Origin of the sequence: Paucibacter sp. DJ2R-2 (genome assembly GCF_025717675.1) — a bacterium.
Classification (GTDB): Bacteria; Pseudomonadota; Gammaproteobacteria; order Burkholderiales; family Burkholderiaceae_C; genus Paucibacter_A.
Genome location: NZ_JAJIRT010000001.1, coordinates 578,252 through 596,507 on the forward strand (window position 1 = coordinate 578,252; position 18,256 = coordinate 596,507).

Annotated in this window: 12 protein-coding genes and 1 pseudogene; 4 read left to right on the plus strand and 9 right to left on the minus strand. The window is 57.9% G+C overall.

Going from position 1 to position 18,256, the window contains the following annotated elements:
• Positions 1-58: 58 nt before the first annotated feature.
• Positions 59-529 carry a DoxX family protein gene (locus tag LNV28_RS02595; RefSeq protein WP_263516631.1) on the plus strand — a complete coding sequence of 157 codons (471 nt, stop codon included), beginning with the start codon at positions 59-61 and terminating at the stop codon, positions 527-529.
• 82 nt (positions 530-611) lie between these two features.
• Entirely contained in the window at positions 612-1,463 is an 852-nt protein-coding gene (locus LNV28_RS02600) for an AraC family transcriptional regulator (RefSeq protein ID WP_263516630.1), read from the plus strand.
• 525 nt (positions 1,464-1,988) lie between these two features.
• Here LNV28_RS02600 and LNV28_RS02605 read toward each other — a convergent pair.
• The 9 genes and pseudogenes from LNV28_RS02605 to LNV28_RS02645 form a co-directional block, all read right to left on the minus strand.
• Positions 1,989-2,507 carry a hypothetical protein gene (locus tag LNV28_RS02605; protein WP_263568708.1) on the minus strand — a complete coding sequence of 173 codons (519 nt, stop codon included), beginning with the start codon at positions 2,505-2,507 and terminating at the stop codon, positions 1,989-1,991.
• A gap of 157 nt (positions 2,508-2,664) precedes the next feature.
• Complete coding sequence (locus LNV28_RS02610) at positions 2,665-3,507, minus strand: hypothetical protein (protein WP_263568709.1); 843 nt, start codon at positions 3,505-3,507, stop codon at positions 2,665-2,667.
• A gap of 519 nt (positions 3,508-4,026) precedes the next feature.
• A complete protein-coding gene (locus LNV28_RS02615) occupies positions 4,027-4,200 on the minus strand; it encodes a hypothetical protein (RefSeq protein WP_263568710.1) in 174 nt (57 codons plus the stop codon).
• Positions 4,201-4,499: 299 nt separating this feature from the next.
• Positions 4,500-4,574, minus strand: a pseudogene (locus LNV28_RS25140) (hypothetical protein); the annotation flags it as partial.
• Positions 4,575-5,081: 507 nt separating this feature from the next.
• Positions 5,082-5,699: a hypothetical protein gene (locus LNV28_RS02625; protein WP_263568711.1), complete on the minus strand. Its 618-nt coding sequence runs from the start codon at positions 5,697-5,699 to the stop codon at positions 5,082-5,084.
• Between the two features lie 924 nt (positions 5,700-6,623).
• The gene (locus LNV28_RS02630; protein WP_263568712.1) at positions 6,624-14,441 is read right to left on the minus strand and encodes a CHC2 zinc finger domain-containing protein; all 7,818 of its coding nucleotides are present in this window, start codon (positions 14,439-14,441) and stop codon (positions 6,624-6,626) included.
• Between the two features lie 282 nt (positions 14,442-14,723).
• Entirely contained in the window at positions 14,724-14,876 is a 153-nt protein-coding gene (locus LNV28_RS02635; protein WP_263568713.1) for a hypothetical protein, read from the minus strand.
• A gap of 109 nt (positions 14,877-14,985) precedes the next feature.
• Positions 14,986-15,540, minus strand: coding sequence for a hypothetical protein (locus LNV28_RS02640; RefSeq protein WP_263568714.1), 555 nt, complete (start codon positions 15,538-15,540; stop codon positions 14,986-14,988).
• Between the two features lie 75 nt (positions 15,541-15,615).
• Positions 15,616-16,545: a restriction endonuclease gene (locus tag LNV28_RS02645; protein ID WP_263568715.1), complete on the minus strand. Its 930-nt coding sequence runs from the start codon at positions 16,543-16,545 to the stop codon at positions 15,616-15,618.
• Positions 16,546-16,745: 200 nt separating this feature from the next.
• On the opposite strand from LNV28_RS02645, the gene LNV28_RS02650 reads away from it, so the two are divergent.
• Positions 16,746-17,075, plus strand: coding sequence for a helix-turn-helix domain-containing protein (locus LNV28_RS02650; protein ID WP_263568716.1), 330 nt, complete (start codon positions 16,746-16,748; stop codon positions 17,073-17,075).
• Positions 17,072-18,256: a TniQ family protein gene (locus tag LNV28_RS25145; RefSeq protein WP_411969890.1), complete on the plus strand. Its 1,185-nt coding sequence runs from the start codon at positions 17,072-17,074 to the stop codon at positions 18,254-18,256. Before LNV28_RS02650 ends, LNV28_RS25145 begins: the two co-directional genes overlap by 4 nt.

An 18,256-nucleotide genomic window follows, 5' to 3' on the forward strand; every position in this document is an offset into this window, starting at 1 on the left:
CCTCCATCAGCCCCGGCAACTGCCATGACCCCAAGCATCAACCTAGAAGGAACACATCATGAACGCTCTCCCTCCCGCGCTGCTGCATGCGCACCAAACTCTGGTTCACTGGGCCGGACGCATCTTCCCCGAAAGCCTCGTCTTGCTGGCAGCGCGGCTGGCCATCGCGGGCATCTTCTGGCGCTCAGGGCGGACCAAGGTCGAGGGGTGGTTCACCCTCAGCGACTCGGCCGTGGCCTTGTTCACAGAGGAGTACCAGCTCCCTTGGGTGGACCCGGCTTTGGCTGCTTCACTGGCAGCCTTGGCCGAGCATGCGCTGCCGATTCTTCTGCTCCTGGGATTGGGCGCGCGCTATGCGGCCATCGGCCTGCTCATCATGACCTTGGTGATCCAGTTCTTGGTCTACCCGGACGCCTGGCCCACACATCTCAGTTGGATGAGCCTGCTGGCCTTGATCGTGGCCCAGGGTGCCGGAGCCCTGTCAGTCGACGCGGTGCTGTCGAAGCGATTATTCCGCTCCGCGCAATGAGCTTTTGCGATGGGTGCGGCTTGGCATCGAGGGGCCTGTCAGCCGATGATGGCGCATCTCCGCAGTGCAAGTTCAGGCTCATATGTCAGACGAAATCGATACCTTGTTGACGCGCTTCGAGCTGAGGTCGCGTGTGTTTTTCTCAGGGCAACTTTGCGGCGTCGCAAACTTCGATGACGGCCAAGGTGTGGGCCATTTGCATGTGATGCGGAAAGGGCAGCTGGAGGTGTTGTTGTCGGACGGCTCGGTCCAAGCTGTGAGCGCACCGGCGGCCCTGTTCTTTCCACGCGCCACCCCGCATCGTCTGCGCGCGCCCGAGGTCGACGGCGCTGATTTGATCTGCGCATCGGTGGTCTGTGGTGCGGCCTTTGGCCAGCACTTGATGGCGGAGCTGCCTGCCATGTTGGTCGTGCCCCTGGAGGAACAAGCCGGCTTGCAAATGAGCCTGCAGCTCCTGTTTGACGAAGCATTTTCCAAACGGCAAGGGCGAGCGGCCGCCGTCGACCGCTTGAGCGAACTGGTGCTCATCCATCTGCTGAGGGAGGTGCTGACGCAAGGCTATTTGAAGGTCGGCGTGCTGGGTGGCTTGGCCGACCCCCGCCTGGCCCGGGCTTTGCACGCGATTCACACCGACGCAGCAAGACCCTGGACCCTGGAACAGCTCGCCATCGTGGCCGGCATGTCGCGCGCGCGCTTCGCGGCGCAATTCACTCAGGTCGTCGGGCAAGCCCCGGGCGAGTACCTGTCGAGCTGGCGCATTAGCCTGGCACAAAGCCTCCTCAGCAAAGGGCGCCAAGTCAAACATGTGGCGGACGAAGTTGGCTACGGCAGTGCCTCAGCGCTGACCCGTGCTTTCGTCCTCAAGACCGGCATGGCACCGACCGATTGGTTGGCAAGCAGGCGTGCAGGTGCGCACGCTGCGCTCCATAACTAGGGAGGTCCTTTTCGCAGGTACCCCTTCAATCATCAGCCCAAATGAAGAAGAGGCCTTTCGGCCCCTTCCTCACTAAAACCCGATTGACTCTATTCGGCAGCGACAGACTTCACTTCTTCGAGTCATAAAGGGTGACTCCAACAAATATAGTCCGTCGAGATCGACGCTCGTAAGTCGTTGATCTATCTACATTGGCGTCTAACTGGAAAGTCCGTCGGAAATCCTGAAATCAAGGGCCCTAGATACGTCGATCCAAACTAAGTCCGTCGAAGCGACATTTTCGACCGATTTGACCCGGATCCGGCTTGGAAAAAACTACCCCCTAGGGTCCTTGGAGCCACTATGAAAGTCAGCTCCGCTGCGGTTGCAGCCATTCGTGTTTGCCGCTTGTAGGGCAGCTTCGTGCCCGAAGCGGACGTCCGCACAGGTCTACCGATTTTCCAGAAAGCTGCCACTCAACGTTTGACATGCGTGGATTGACCCGGTTTGCCGGGGAGAAAGGCGCCTCGATGGAAGAGTTAGGCTTTACTGCGATTGAGAGTGTGGATTTCGCCATTGCTTGACGCCCCAGGATTCAGCTAGCGAGTCTCGACAGACATGCGCAAGGGCGAGGGAGTTTTGCTGCAATTGCTGGCCGACGCTTCCGGCCTCCAGAGAACGGCCGAACTGAACCATTGCGGCTTCGACTCTCTTGTCTTCTACCGTCCGATAGGACTTCACGTCAGCAAGGATGGTGAAAAACTGATCGCGCACCGCGTTCGAATCCAACGCCGCCTGGCCGGCGATGCGGTCCCGCAGCCACGTGTCGAATCGCCAGTTCTTGCCTAGAGGCCAAGGCACGACGAACAGTGAGACCGTCCTCGTTTCGACCTCTTTGGGATCAACGCCCGGGAGGGCCGTCGGAACAGCAATCCTCGCCTTGGTTCGAAAATCGAAGCCGAAATCGTTCCAGTTCGGGTCCGTCGGCCAGATGGTGACGCTGTTGGGGGCCTGCGAACCCGTGGGGTACGCCTGAACGAAGGTGACGTTGTATTCAGCGGGCATAGGTGGCAAGGATTTGAGGAGCTATCTCAAGCCAAAATTGTTGGCTTGTCGGGGCTTACTCGCAGCAGGCCGGATGCAGAACTTGGCATCAGGCTCCTGAGCTACGGCATGGCCATTGCTTTAGGTGGCTCGGCCAGAGAGCCGAACCAGCAGATGGCTAGGCCCGGATCGACTGCTCGCCATCGCGTGAGGCTCTGAGGTGATCTAGCACTCGCTCCATCTCCTTGGGATGCGCCCGCAGACTGGGCAACAGAATATGGCTAATGGTCGAGGCGAAGCCCACAATCTCACGGCCGATTTCTCCCACCGCCAATGACGAGGTCACCCGGACTTCCAGCATTCGCGAGAGCGCGTTGAGATCCTTGTCTCCAGAGTAGAGCCGCACGTTTTCGCGGGTCCCATGATCCTTCCTCATGCCTCGTATGTATGCCGCCTCCATCACCAGGCGAATGTCTGCGACGGCGTTGTAGGCGCCGGCGTCAGTCGGATTGACCGCTGGCTTCAGGACGCCTCTGGCTGGCCCGCTGCCGTACAGGCACGCGACCGCGCAGGTGACCAGAGGATGCGAAAGATTGACGGCATGCTCGGAGGCCAGCGCGTCAATCTGCCTCAGCACGGCGCGCGCATCTTCCTTGGTACGTTGATGCACAACCAACGCCTGGAGATCCATGGTCAGCCGCAGAAGCTCGCCTGCCTTCTCACGCATATGTGGCGCAAGCGCAGTCACCATCGAAGCACCGAATTCCTGCAGGTACACGGTGTCCGTCGTCGCCAAGCGATAGAACATCCCGACCGCTTGAGTATCGGCCATCATCTGGTCATGGAACTCAGGTCCTGATTGAGACCTTTGAACGCTTCCCTCAAGGATCGAAAGCAACGGGCTGACTGTGTTTCCCTTGCGGTCTACAGCCCGAGCGATAGCCGCCCCTGCGGTCGGCACGCCTTTGAGCGACTTCTTGATGTCTTCGACGATGTTTTTGTCAAGTAGATAAAGCGCCACGGTTTCTCCTCTGCTGTTGCCACTTCTCAGCGGCTTGTTCCAATGCGATAGCACTCACCGAGCGGATGCACGCTAGACCGCATCGAGTGCTTGCCGCGGCCCACGGTTCAGTTCCCGCTTTTCTGGCCGACAGCTAACGACACAGTATGTTTGTCCTCGTATTTTGTGGGCCTCAGGTTTTTCGCCCGAATGTGATTAATTTCTGTCCTTCCACCGACGGCGCGCTGGGAGATCATCGTGTCGGGTTACGGTATGCCTGTGCCAACTTCTGCTATGGGCACTTTGCAGCCGCTCACCTGTCGAATCCCAGCGGCTGCAACCAGCCTGAAGCTGTCCTTGCGCAGCCAACGGCAGCATTGCTGCGGGCGCGGTCTCTCACTTCCACGAACTCGACGCCAGAAAGCTGCCGGTCAACGCTGAAGTGGAATGTGGGCCCGCGGCCTACGCGTGGCGATAGAGGCCGGAGCGATTCAAGCGCAAGCCGCCAGTTCCAACAAAGAAGTCCAAAAGATCTTCATGTCAGGGGAGCTTTGTCATTGCATAGGCCACGACCCCAACACTGAGGATGATTGCTGGCAACATCAGTAAGAAGAGCCCAAGCAGCACCGGGCCAGCCCCAAAGGGCTTGAGTCGATCCAACACCTGAGCTTTCCCCTCTTTGCTGTCCAACAGTGCCTTGATGATTGCCGCCATGTTGTTCCCCGTGCAGCTGCGAACCATAACGGAGCAGCCATGAACAACATTGTGGGACGAAGGCCAACAAACACTACTGCGGCACAATTGCGCCAGGCCCTCATCCGTCGCATTTCCATGTATCGCAAGGCTTCCAAGTCGTTGATTTGTTTGGATGCTTCCGTCGAAGGCCCCGCAATCCGTCCGCAGCAGTCGGGTTGTCCAGCGTGTCGCCTGGCCCATCTAAGTTCTTGATTTGATTTGAGTTATTTCAGCCATTCTGCGGCCGAATTTCGCTCAAAAGAGCACTCCAGCTCTTAAACCGGGCCGAGCAGATAGAGGATCTGCTTCTTTTCTTCCAGCCCCTGCACGGCGTGGCAGAAGTAGCCCACCACCTACTCGATGGCCTCTTGAATCGCCCCGAGTGCCGCTGAGGCCAGTTGGTTTAAGGCAGACAGTCGCTGCCTGACCAGCGCGTTGATGATGGCAACTGGCTTTGAGTTTCATTTACGGGGCATGTCCCTGCGGCCCCTTCAGCAGATGATGGTTGAACCAAGCTATTCATTCCAACATCGCCAGCTCCACGAATTGCCTGGTCTCCCTTTGCCCTCACCGGCGAATCGCCTCGGCCTAACAGCGCCCTTTGACCGTTTCGGGCAGGGCTTTGTCATAGCTGCCGCCCCTGGAGCAAACCGGGCGCTCGATGCCAACTTCTCCCAAACGCTCACTGCTGCGAATCGCAGGCATTGCATCACTCTGTCGGCGTGGCGCGCCGGGTCGTCGTTTTCAGTCGGCTTATGGCCCCATCTGTGCGCAGATTCACGAACAACACAAAAAGGTGAAGCCAGGAAATACAAGTCACCTTAGGGGAGCAAGCTCGGGGCACTTCCGTCCATGCATATTCACATCTCCATGAATAGAAGAATGACCGGAACAGTAGCAAAAACCAGAAATGAAAAAAACCTCAAGGGAAAGGCAACCCGTTCAACTCGATGCAGAAAGCCATCGTTCGCCTCACGAGAGGCCATGAGGTGCCCGAGGTACCAAAGAGAAAAATTCAGCGCGAGCACTTGAATAGCCAAGAAGACGCCACCCGCACCCATGAGCCACGTTTTCCACAAGGCAAGATTCTTCGTGGAAGCTGTAAACGTTGAAAAGAGTTGCCCAAAAAGCAACCCGAAAGACAAACCGCCAATGGCATAAGTATTTATAAGAACATGATATGCACTGCGCGCGACAAATCTAGATCTAGGAAACAGCAAGGCAAAGCCTACCAGCACAAGCCCAAGAGTCCCTACAACGTTCCAGAGATGAGGTCCGATCCCCTCTGAAATTGCGGATTCAAGGTAAGTCGCCGGTAGGTAGTTCCGGAATCGAGCCACAAGCCACACGATCAGGAATGACGGCGCGGCCCACCAAAAAACAATCAGCGCGCCTTCCTTTGCGACCCGAGGAGACCACAGGGCCGCACTATCAAATGGCTGGACTTGCGTACGGAGGTATTGCCTCAGTCTGCTCATAGCTTGAATGTCCATTCAACTAAGCCCATCAAACGCCCCACCGCATCGAATGTATGCGGAATGGCAAACGCAATGCTGGCATTAACAACCAGAATTTCGGGGCCTTGCGACCGAGAACGACAATTGGCCAGTCGGCTGCGATCTACTTCTTTCCGAAGATATACCCAACTAAAGTGCCAAACAAGACTCCCAGAGAAATATCAAATTTCCCAAGACAGCTCAGCGCCAACGACGCAGTGACCACAATTAAAATGATCAACGCCTGCAGCCATTTGAATCGCCCCGGGGCGATTCAAGCTGATCAATGTGACTCAGTCCGCGAAGTCGAGAGCCGGACGCTCGTGCGTGCCAGCTGACGTCGCAGAGCATCCTCGTACTCCGCAGCTACGCCGAGAAGTTGCTCAATCGTTCTGATCGTCGTTTGGATTACAGAAAGATCACCAAGATCATGAATGCATCGTGCCGTCGAGAGGCGTTCGAGTAGGCACTCAATGACAGGCTGCGCTGCCTCCACGGTTTTAACTATTTGCACGTGTGATTGCTTCATGATGCTCTCCAGTGAACAGATGGGCGATTGATTCTGGGCCTATTCGGTGGCGACTGAATGTGGCGTCTCGAAAGAAGCGGGGGGGCGTGTAAGGGGGGCATGCCCTGACCTGAAGGCCTTATCCCCAGGCCCCAGGAGTCAGGCGCTCGAACTGACTGAGCAATCAAAGTTGCTGGCGCCGACGACAAATTGATCCGAGGCGTCGACTTTCGATTGCCCCTACCAACCGACGTCGTTTGCCGAGGAGCAGCGTCAAGCGACGTCGCTCGCGGGGTCAGTCGGCGCTCGGCAGAACTTCGGCAAATGGGTTTATCCGCGAGTGGCGCACACAGTTCTGGAGCGCCTAGACTACCCGCGCGCCAAGCACGGACACAATTCTAGGTTTCGTCACGGTCGAACATTGAAGAAGTGCTTCCGCCAAAGTCTGCACCCCATGGGGGAACAAAAACGGTGGGGAGCTTGCCTTCGATTGGACTGAGGTCGACAGGAAGCCAATCAATCAAAGTTGGCGGTGGCCCATAGAACGGCATCTCTCGCCAGTTTCGGCTCCAGCATTCAAGCCGGTTGGTCCACCCCGATGGTTCTGAGAAGAAGCCTGCCATGGCCTTCGCCTCATCGAACAGCTCTTTTCCGTTGGTGAGAACAGACCTTGAATCGACAAGACGTGCTGGGCCTACCTTGGTCAGGAATGCACTGACCTGCTGAAAGGCCTTCGCGACGGTTTCAGCCTCCTGAATCTTCATCGCTTTCGTTGGACTGCCCAGAGCAGCCGACGCAGGAACAAAGCCGCCGTTCTCTGGTGTATATGCTTGTACTAGACGCGCCTCGTCCAGCATTTCAACGACGGGAAGATGAGCAACTAGTTGGACAGGCGTCGGCAAGGCTTGCGGTCGTGGCTTGCCTTCGTTCATATAGATGGGGTCGATGTCGACAATCACGACCGCCTGCTCCTTGCGCGTCAGGACGTCCTCCGAACGGTTGTAGTAGATGCCACGCGACCACCCTGAGTATGGTGTTGCCGCCAGTAGGTGCCCAGGCGCTTCGCGGGCAGTGGACCAACTGCTCTTCGCGATGACACAACTCCCTCCACCTTTCAAGCCAGTCTTAGCATCAGTCAGGACTGCAGCGCAGAACACCGTGGTTAGGCCGGCAGCCAGCAAGGCAGATTGACCATAAATCCAGTAGTCCGCAGAGCGAGTTGTGCAGGCGGGCACAACCAAGATGGTTCTACGGTCTGGCCGCCCATCAAGCTGAAGCGCCGCCGTCAAATTTTCTATGTCCTTGAACACAGGGTCGTACTTCACGTCTCCGGGGTCGTATCCGAACCGCTGGCGAAGGGCTCGATACTCGCTACGAATCGTCCCGTGGTTCACCGGATGCGTAGAAGCAAACAGCTCAGAGCAAATCAGCTCTGCCATCCTCTCCACTGGACGAATTTGTTGCGCAAGAGCGGTCACTCCCCTGACATCCAATTGCTGCGCCTTCACGGCCGCACGCGCCTCCTCAGTGGCTGATACAAGGCCCTCCAAGCTTGCGAGTGGTGCCCAGTCTTCTCCGGACGGATTGATGAACTCACCCATCGCCATGGAATGAAACTTCTTCCGTCGACTGAAGACGCCGACAGCTCCAGGTACGTCGTTCTGAATTGGCTGGAGCAGCGTTATGTACGCTGACTTCTCCATCGAGTTGCCGCCTGTCGCGAACACCTTCTGCTTGTCCAGCGTCCCAAAGATGTTCTCAAAGCTCTTTGTGAAATGCAGGTCTCTCGGTGACCCATGAAGGCGATATGTGCCAGCGACGACAGACAGCTTGGCGTTCGGCAGGTTTGTTAGGCGCTCGCGCAGCCACTCGACGGTGTCAGGCCGAACGCTGTATTCAGGAAGAACCAGGACGTCTACGCTGAATTCGTGGCATGCCCGAATGGCTTCGTCAATTAGGCGCCGCCTTCTATGCTCATTCCAGCTAGGCACCAATTCAGCGCGGTCCCATTGGTTCTCCAACGCCTCTTTGGACAAGCTCGCCCTTGCGCGCTGTGCGCTTGATGTTGTTGGTGGCGTCGGCGTAACTCCTGCTCGCTCGCCTGCCATTTCCGCCAGAGCAGCTCCGCAGGTCGAATCGATGTCTACCTCGTTGCAGAACGCACGGTCGATGTTGTCTGGAAATCCCGCATCGACGATTGGGTGGTAGTAAGAATCGTCGATTCGGAACTGGAAAACAGCGAACCGTACGTGGCCAGCACTCTTCGCGGTTCGTCGAGTTCGCCATTCCCGTTCCTGCACCTCACGCAAGCGCTTGAAGAACTTCTCATGGAACATGCCCGGGGCGGAAGGAAGGCCACTTTCTAGGGTGGCATCCTTGCTGCCATCTGTGCCTGTAGGTTGCAAAGGCTTGTCGGGCGCAATTTCATCCTTGGTCGAGGCAACACTGCTCGCGTCTTGGGCCTCCCTAGTGGTGCCCTTCGCGATGCCCTCCTTTGGGGGAATTGGGGCGCGAACCGGATTCTCTGTCTCAGAAGCCGTTTTCGACGGAAGCCCATCGCCATCAAATAGAGACCGCTTACCTTGCGTCCCAGCCGTTCTCGCGAACGTCTCACCTAGAACAGAAACGCCAATCAACTTACCGTCACGATTGTTCGTTTGCGTCCACACGCGCTGGCTGGTTTCGACTTCGTCAATCTCTACGTGTCTATCGCGCCCGACTTGCTCAATGAGGCCGCGAGCGTGGGGCCACTGGCGCCCGCTTTCGTCGGTGAACGATTTGGACTGTGGTTGCAGGCCCCAGATGTGCGACTTGCAGGTTCGGACTCGATAGCCAAGAGCAGACTGAATCCCTACGAAGAGGGCTAAGCCGGTTTTGAATGAGTCCTCATCGAGGACTGCGTCGATGTGGGAATTCGCTCCGAAGGGCCACTTCTCATGCGCAAGCTCGTCATCAGGACATGCGCTCCCGAGTTGTCTGGCCAGTGATGTCATCGCCGGCCTCAGCTTTTCAGCGTGTTCCTCCGGCAGCACAGCCTTACTAGAGTCCGTGCCGTACAGGTTCAACTGCGTCGTTAGCAAAGCAAGCCAGCCGAGTGGCGTAACCTTCGCGACGATACCGAGCCGCCCCTTTGGCGCCAGCGCGTCACGGAAGAGCGCTCCGATGTTAATGCCCGCACTGTCAATCGCCAGCACGGCATCCTCGAGCTCCCACTCAGGCGGAACATTCACGTCAGTGGAAGTCGTCGCATCGCCTGCTAGATTCATTTCGAAAACAAGCGCGCGCGCCCACGCTGACACAGCGGCCACACGAACCGAGCGCCGTAGTGCGGTCCAAGCAGACTGCGCCTGGTCTGGAATTCCCCGCACCAGACCTGACTCCAATTTGCCAAGCCGGCGGTCAATGAGTCGCCACGCGGTCACGACCCTCCGTTCCGGGCCATTGGGGCCTTCGACAACCTCGCATTCTGGCAAGGCGCCGAGTTGCTTCGCGGTGAGGCGTGAGAAAACTGCTGGAGCGATTTCGGCCAGCATAGATGTCAGCACGCCTGGCCGGGCAACGTCGCTATGTCCGTCAGCCTGCAGTCGCATGGCAGCCGTCTCAGTCTCAACCGCCAATAGAAACTGGACCTCATCCACTGCATCACGGCTCGTTGGAAAGCTCCGTAGCAGTTGAACAGCGCGATAAGTAGCCCCCGTGAGATGCCCACATGTCGGATGCGGAAGCCCTGGTGTTGATGGATGTCCTTCACCACGCAAGCGCCCAAGGAGCCGCGAAAGGACATACTGCGCGGTATTGATGTCGACGGCTTTGCCATCCTGCTCAAGAGCTTGGAAACGCTCCAGGTCGTCGACCATGCCAAGGGCATCTGTTACGGCATAGCCGATGCGCCAGAGCCGGGCGTCAGCGAGTGGGACTTCGTGAGCGCGCAGCCGGCCCTTGCCGTCTCTTGCAAATGCGAAGTTCGCGAGATACGACCGAGGAACGACCGGACCAAAGAGACTGAATGCCGCCTCTCCAGAGTCGAAATCTTCTACCCAATGCGATGCACTGATGAATGGCCACGCTGGCACAAACTCCATCGGTTCCTTGGCCCCGATGTCCTCCATGTCATGTTCCAACTCATGATTCACGCGCGCCAGTGCATCAAAGCAGTCGGCCGCCCATTGGAGTTCTAGGCATCCAAAATCAGCCACCTTGCTCGGTTGCGTCTTTCGAATCTTGTTGGCGCTACCGGCCCAAGCAGTTTTCCGAGCAGCCAAACGCGCAATGTCGATAGGAAGGTCTACATCACTCCAAACTGGCTGAACCGACACCGTGCCGTCCGGGGTCGCCATGCGATAGGCAACTGACGCCGGCAGAGAGCCTCCGGGGAATATCTGCGTCAAGGTCCTGAGCTGCGTGCCCTCATGGTTTGCGTTCTTGAGCACAAGATGGCCCACACGGATACCAGGCAGGGCTGGCACTGGCTCGCCAATTTCTCCGAGTAGGTGCTTCCGACGGGGCAAGCAGTGGATAAGTCCATCAACATGACAAACGGCCAGTAGCGCAGCAAGCGCATCGAGCCGCAATCCAAGCATAACTAGTTCGTGCTCGGCAAGGTCAGGCTTCCAAAGATTAAGAAGGCCGAAGAACTCCGAGGCGCCAGCACCTGGCCGCAACAAGACAGGTTCAGTCAGCTTGCCCCGAATGCTGCTGAGTGGGTCATCGGCCGCGCCCCAATCGCGTCCCAGCAGAACAATTGCTTCGTGGAGCCAGAGAAATAGCGGACGCAATGGAGACGTATAGTCCAAACGGTTTCCAACGTTGGCCTTGATTTCCAAGTCCGAACTTGTGCCGTCTGCATCGGTCAGCCACGCTCGCGCCAGTGACGAATTGAGTTCGTCCGAAGCAAGGCCAAGTAGTGGGCCTAGCTCGTCCGACAGCGTGCCACTGGTCGGGCAAATTCGCAGCTGCCTGGCAATCCACCGAACACATACGCTTCGTTGAACAAACATTCGTCGAAGCTTGAGGACACCCTTCCCTGCTCCACGTGGGGGTGTAGCCTTAGGGGCGGCTAACTCTGTAAAGAATCCGTCGAGCACAACTAGGTTGGAAAGCGCAGCGATGGCTGCTTTCCGCTGGGACTCAGCCAAGAACGACAGATTTCGGTCGTAGGAATTTGCACTTCGCAGGAGTTGCTCAAGACCATCCAAAGCATAGAGGCTGGGGTCAAGCCAAGGGCACACTTCCACCTTCATTCGCGGTGCCAGGCGTTCTGTAACTTCGCTCCATATGGACCAGTACGCGCGCCACGCATCCTCAGAGGTTTGATGTCCCTCCTTCGCGACGGCATACCAAGTCCACCGTGCAGCTTTAGATAGCTCGGCAGGTCGCAAGTCGTGCGCGTTAAGCGCAGTGAACACTTGACGCTGAATGGATTCGGTATCTGCCTCGTACAGGCGACGGTCGCTGAGAAGCACGAGTGCGCTTGCTCTTTGGATTGGGTCTTGCCAGGTCTCGAATCCAGCCTCGCCGTCGCCCAGTTCCAGCAGACCAATTTCGCGAGCAGGCCCAGAACCTATAAGCGCCTTACCCTCCGTAAGAAGTTCACTGAACTCCTCTGGGGTCATACGCGGAGCCAAGTCTCCCTTGGGAATCGCTTCCAAGCGCAGCCGGGTGCACGCATCTTCAACGGCTGCGCGCAGTTCTTCCAAAACTTGCGGGGAATCCGCAACTAGAAATATGTCGTCGACGTAGCGAGCATAGCCAGCGTGAGGCAGTGCATTTTCGGAATTGAATCTCTTCAGTAGCTTCCGCAATTCCGCGTCCAAAGGGAAGAGTGCCACCGTCGCAAGCCAAGCGGACAGCACCGGCCCTTGCGGAATCCCCATCGACGACTCGCACTTGGCGATTCGCCCGGTCTCGGGGTGGTAGTACTGGTACCCAAAACTCTGCTCGCAGAACCAGTCAACCAACGAGTCCGAAAGATTCTGACGACCATTGCTGAAAGAGGGTGCGAACTCTTCGCGTCGCTCGGCCAAGTCAAGTCGCTCAAATGCCGCCTTGAATGGCTCCCTAAGCGCGTCTCTAACCGTCGACCTATACAGGCGGTCGTAGTACCGCTTGAGGTCTAGCCGCAATGCATAAACTTCGTCGAAGCCGTTCGCAGTAGCGCGCAAACTTCCGATGAATTCTCGCCAGCACTCGATGTATGGACGGAACATGCCTTGATTGGCGGCTTTAGACCGCCCTTCAAGCACATCCATATCGATTTGGTAGGCGAAGCTCAGCGTCTGTTCATCCGTCCCCGGCGTCCCACTCTCTGCCGTGGTGACCGTCGCCCTTCGTCCGCGATAGAAGCGGACGGCGGGAATGCTGCGGCTGAAGCAGGCCTCTTCCGACAGGACATCGAATCTCTCTGTCAAGGTTTCAGACAGCATGTACTGCTGAAGCACCAAGTCCTCTGGACAAGGCATCGTCTTGAGCCGTGGTTCTTGCTTGTCAAAATCGCGAGCCACAAACACAGCGTCAAACGGCTCCAGCGGTTCAAAGGTGGCCTCTTGCAGGCGCTCCCGCAACCCGACATTGAACGCGGTCGCCCCAGACTCAAGCCTCCGCCAAGCGGCCTCGTCAGTCGGAACTTCACCTCGGTCCGCACCAGACTTAGCCAACACACGCGCGTTGTTAAGCCGTGATGCCTCGTCGGCAATGAACTCTGCGCTGTAACCCTCGTCTTGTAGAGCCCGGCCGGCACTAGTGCTCGAACTACTGCGCAATGCTTCAATGTCAGAAAACCAAGCGCGCTTATACCCCGCGTTCGAACGCAAACCGAGATTCAGAAGAAAACTGGCCTCTGCAGCATTTCGTGTGAGGCCCATCGCGGCCCTGTACCTCACACCGAGCGACATGGCCCTCCACACGTCATCGTCAAGCACCGCGTCCAGGCTATAAAGGCTCTCCAGCTTGGATGCGACTACTGGCAACGCGGTCGGATGAATCGAGTCTTGGATGAACGCTTCGGTCCACCCTCCATCCAGCGCCGAGATGAGCGAGTCCGGGTCTTTCTCGTCATCAGTCGAAACACCAAGCTCTGTTAGCTTGGTCTTGCTCGGCCAAACAAAATCTGCATCAAATCCAGCCTCGGCGAGAGCTAGCGCAAGTTTTGCACTGCCGCGCACGCCTGCCTTGTCTCGGTCCAGGAAGATATGAACAAGCAGGTCTCCGGCCGGTGCGGCGGAGTCGGCAATGCGGCGCAACTGCTCAATTTGCTCCTTGGAAGCTTGTGCGCCAAGGATGGAGACCGCCGGATGACCTAGCGACTCTAGTCGCAGCGCGTCGACCAGGCCTTCGCAAACGAAAATCTCTTTGTGCTCGCCCGCCTTTGACCGACCTTTCAGCAGCTCGAGAGCGGCGTTCCCCCGGTACAAGACCTTGCTCTTCGCAAACCCTGGGCTGTAGAGGTATTTGGGCGAATCTTTCTGTACCTCCTTGACGGCGCGACCAGCGAAGCCGACCACATCTCCTTCCAGCGTGTGGATTGGAAAAACAACCCGGGCATCGAAAAAGAAGTCTCGAAAGCGGGGCTCCGCTCCGGCGAAGAGTTGGTTTGAGTCCGTCGTGCGCTTAACGCGACGGAGCAGTCCAATTTGCTCCAGCATCGCTTCTTCGATACGCCCCTGCCCGGGGTCGATAGAGGCGCGCACCACCTCCCCTGTTAAGGTGTTGGAGCGCGCATACGACAGGCTAGCCTTCTTTGCGATGTCCTCAGGCAGGTTCCGCGAAGCCAACCAACCGCTGAGTTCAAAATCGGCACTTGCCCTGTGATAGACATTGGCTGCGTACTTGAATGCTGCTTGCGACGTCCCGTCCCATACTGGTCGGTCGCCAACCTTTCGCTGGTTGCTGCCAGGACCGGTACGAGTCTTCCGCTGCGGAATACTGAAAGTGCTTCTGAGCCATTCAGCAGCCTCTGCGAACGATGCGTGCCGCACATGCCGCACCATGTCGAAAATGTCGCCGTCCGCGCCGCATACGAAGCAATGGTGGTGGGGGGGACGGGTGTCCCAGTTCTCATACAGAACCATTGACGGGTCGTGGTCGTCGTGGAATGGGCATAGGCAGCGCAAATTTGCCCCGCGACGGACAACCGCTATGCCCAACGCCTCTGCAACCCGCGACGGTGCTACCGCGCGCAACAATTCATCGACCGAGCTGCGGTCCACCTCTCGTGCCATCAGGAACTCTCCACTGTGTTCTTGTCGTCGGCCGAGCACCACTCAGGGCGGCGGACGCCGGAACCAACGGTCGGGCGCACGCAGGTAAGTGCTATTGAACGGCTTTTATGTAAGCAAGAGTACCAGCGTTGCAGGACGGTCGACAATTACAGCCGGCACCCGGTGGGCCCGACCGAACTAGATGCGCTGCAAGAGCAATTGCTTCAACTACAGCTTTCTGAATTGACCATTTGCCTTGCTCGCCCACCCTCTGGCGCGGAAACCCCGCACACGACTAATGGTCTATCCCGCCTTCGGGTGCTGCGGCAACGCATGACCGATGTGCCTCTCACATAGCTTCCAGTAACGGCTAAAGAGCGCTTCGGCGACTTCAACTTGTGCTGAAAACTCAGCGATGGTCATATAGACCGATTTGTCCGGTTGGTCAGGCGTCATGTCGAAATCCAATGGCACGAAGGCCAGTATGGGCTCGTCAAGGTTGCACCGCCCATCGTCGGTCTGGCCGCACTTTGCCGTTACTGCCCAACGGCCATGCGCGAAGTCATTACGAGAGGCCGATCAGCCCAGCAACCTCATGTTCACGCGCGTCGATCTCGAAGCGCGAGTTTCGATAGCCGCACTTCGCAACATCCATCAAATACTGCGGCAGAAAATCCGCAATCGAGCCAGCCTGCTCGTACTGGTGGACATGCCGAAGCTCGTGGGCGATCAAGCGTCCGTCCACACTTCCCTTGCGGATGAAGATCCCGTAGCCCAAGGCCAGGCCAACGCTGTCTTCTCCAACGAAGTCGCCCAACCGGACGGCCTGAAGTAGAACCGGATCATCTGGCAAGGGGATGGCGTCAACCTCAAGGATGCGGACACGCTCGATCCGAACGACTCCAACCTTTAGGGCAACACTAGCGCCGGCCTCGTTCAGCGGTGAGCCGAACCGTGCGATTTCCAGCGCCATCTGCTCAGCCCATGCAACGGCAGCCGGCATGATGGCCGGCAGAACTTTGGTAAGTGGTTCATTGATCACAAAGCTGCTCCAATATTCATCCGCACCGATTCCATCGAAGCAGAAAACCTGAATCGCCAAAGCATCGCAAAGACACATTGACGCTCGGAAAGAAACAAGGTTGCCCGACCAACGCGTCGGGGCCCGATTCAGCTCCGCACCGCACACCGAGACTCATACGGCACGCATCGGTAACGTCGTCTTGCACTTCGGATATGAAGTGCATCCCCAAAAGGGTGAGCCTCCGTTGCGCGGCACCCGATCAACCATCTTGACGCCGCAGTTCACGCAGGTGGGGCACCAATACTCCCCCTCCAACGCAACATCAAGCAGCTCGGATTGCTGCTCTGGCGTGCGCGAAGCTATGAGCTGGAGCAGCTTTTCTGCGCTGAGCAGATTCACTCCGTTCTCAGCAGCAAAGGCCGCAGCATCTGCGGTGAACGCGGAGGTGGTCGCGAACTGGCCGCGCTTCACGTTGTGAGCCGCCATCACGCCCCGCAGTTCTCGAATCTTATCGACACCCACCTTCCTGCCTTGCCAGTGCTTGCACTGCACCAAGCTAACGGGAATGCCCGGCTGATGGCGCGAGTACAACCAGATGTCGACACCACCATCAGCGCCGTGCGACTGTGATTGCGTTTCAAAGCCTGCCTGCTTGAACAGGGCCTCGACCAGCGCCTCAAAGCGGCGCCACTCGATCACATCAAGAACCGTCTTGCTCCACGCATCAGGGCGAACCGGCACCGCAAAGGAGGCGGCGACGAGATCAGCCTGCGCCGTCACAGGCACAGATGCCCGAGCCGCACTAAATGCGGAACTCGAATCGCTGGAACGCATGCCCTGCTGCAGGCCGACTCCTTTCGCGCTCTCGCCCTTTTCGGGCCTTCCTGGCTGAGATGCCTTTTTGGCTATCACCAGGAGAGCGCCACCTCCAATCAGCAAGACCAGGCCCAAGGGTCTGAGCATGCCAAATGCAGCCTCGAGCGGCGACTTGCTCAAGAAGAATGGCAGCAATGCGAGCAACACCCCCACCCCGAGGATCTTGAGCGCTACATCTTCCAGCTTGCGCGCTGCCCGGGTCTTTTCGTTTGATCTTCTTGCCACCAATCGCCTCCCTTTTGCGCGAAATCATAGTCCGTCGAACTTCGAAGTTTTGAACACTATGGGGAGGTCGCAATCGGCCTCACGCACAGACGCCTCATCGGCACGCGACGCGACCACTCAGCCCTCCTGGCAAAACCTCGCTTCCCAAGTTGAATGCATTTATGCATACTTGGCCGATGCCAGAACACCAGCAAAACACCATGATTGCGAGCGCCTCGGAGCGCGCGCGAAGAGTTGGACTACATCAATCCTCAATTGCAAAAGCTCTTGGCGCCAGCCAATCACAAGTCAGCCGAGTGTTTTCCGGAAAAACTTCAGCGCAATCAAAGCTGGCAAAAGACATATGCATATATGTACTTGGCTCAACTTCAAAGTCGCAAGCAGATGCAGTTCGCGCAAATGAAGAGCTGATCGGAGCGCTGGCAGAAGTCTGGAACGGGACTCCGGCCCATGCTCGCGCACTTGCCGTCGTCATCCGCTCTCTCGCCCTGCTCTCTCCACCACTTTCAACGGACGAGGCCACATCGTGAATGCACCCTTCTTACCCGCGCCGTTTGAAGATGAGCTCCTGGATGGATACCTCGGCCGGTGCTGTGCGGCGCATTGCTGTACCAACGCCAAATCCCTGATTGCTGGGTTGGGCGCTCACCTACAGTTGCCCGGCCCGTGCTCAACGCAGGCAGCGATCGCCGCTGGACTGACCATCACACCTCAACAGGTGCTATTTCGGCTCACGACGTTGCCTGCACAACGCGCCTTCGCCCCCAGCCACAAAAGGGACGGACGGCCGCGAACGGAAGCGCTCTACCTAATGGGAGTTCAGATGCGCTCCAAGGTCGAAGCCATGACTTGTGCAGCGTGCCTCAACGAAGACAGGAAGCATGGCCGAACCAGCTACTGGCGACGGATTCACCATCTCCCGGACGTGGACTGGTGTCCGATCCACCGCGAAGCCCTGCTCAAGTTTGATCCGAAGGCATTCCGTCATCGTCCAACTGACGCGCTCGCACAAGGCCCGGGGGTGCGCCTCGCCTTACCGACCGCGTTTGATGCTGCGAGTATCTTGGGTCGGTACGCCGGGCTCTTGGCCCACTGGCTGCAACGTGACTTTGTCGGAAGCAGCGCCGCACTCACCCATGTGATTCGCGATGGATGCACATCACACGAGCTTCGGTGGACGGAAACCGGCAGACGCCCTCTCGTGAGTGACCTTATTGCGAGGCAGGTGCCGACGGAGTGGCTTGCGCTTCACTGGCCAGATCTTCTGACCAAGACTCCGGGTGAGTACTTCGCAAGATTGGATGGTCCAAGCAAGGACAAACACGTCAGCTATCCCGGCGCAGCATGCGCGCTCGTGTTGGCCACTTTGTTCGATTCCGTCTCTGAGATTCAGGCACGGTTGGAAGAGGCCGAGTCGCGATTTGTTTCAAGCCCGGACACTGTGCGCGACGGCGCACTGAATGCGGCGTACCTGGACTTCATAAACGGCGCCAAGATCGACACTGCATGCAGAACCCAGCAAGTCTCGGCAGAACAGTTGGAGCAACGCATCCGCGACGAAGCCAAGCGCTGGAGCCGTGCTACCGATGGCGCGCCCAGAGCGACTCCACATCGTCGAAGGAGTCCGCTCCCAGCAAGCGCCTCAGTACACAGACCGTCAGTGGCCAAGAGCTCGGGGCTTGAGCCACTTTCCTTAGCCCTGGCGCAATGA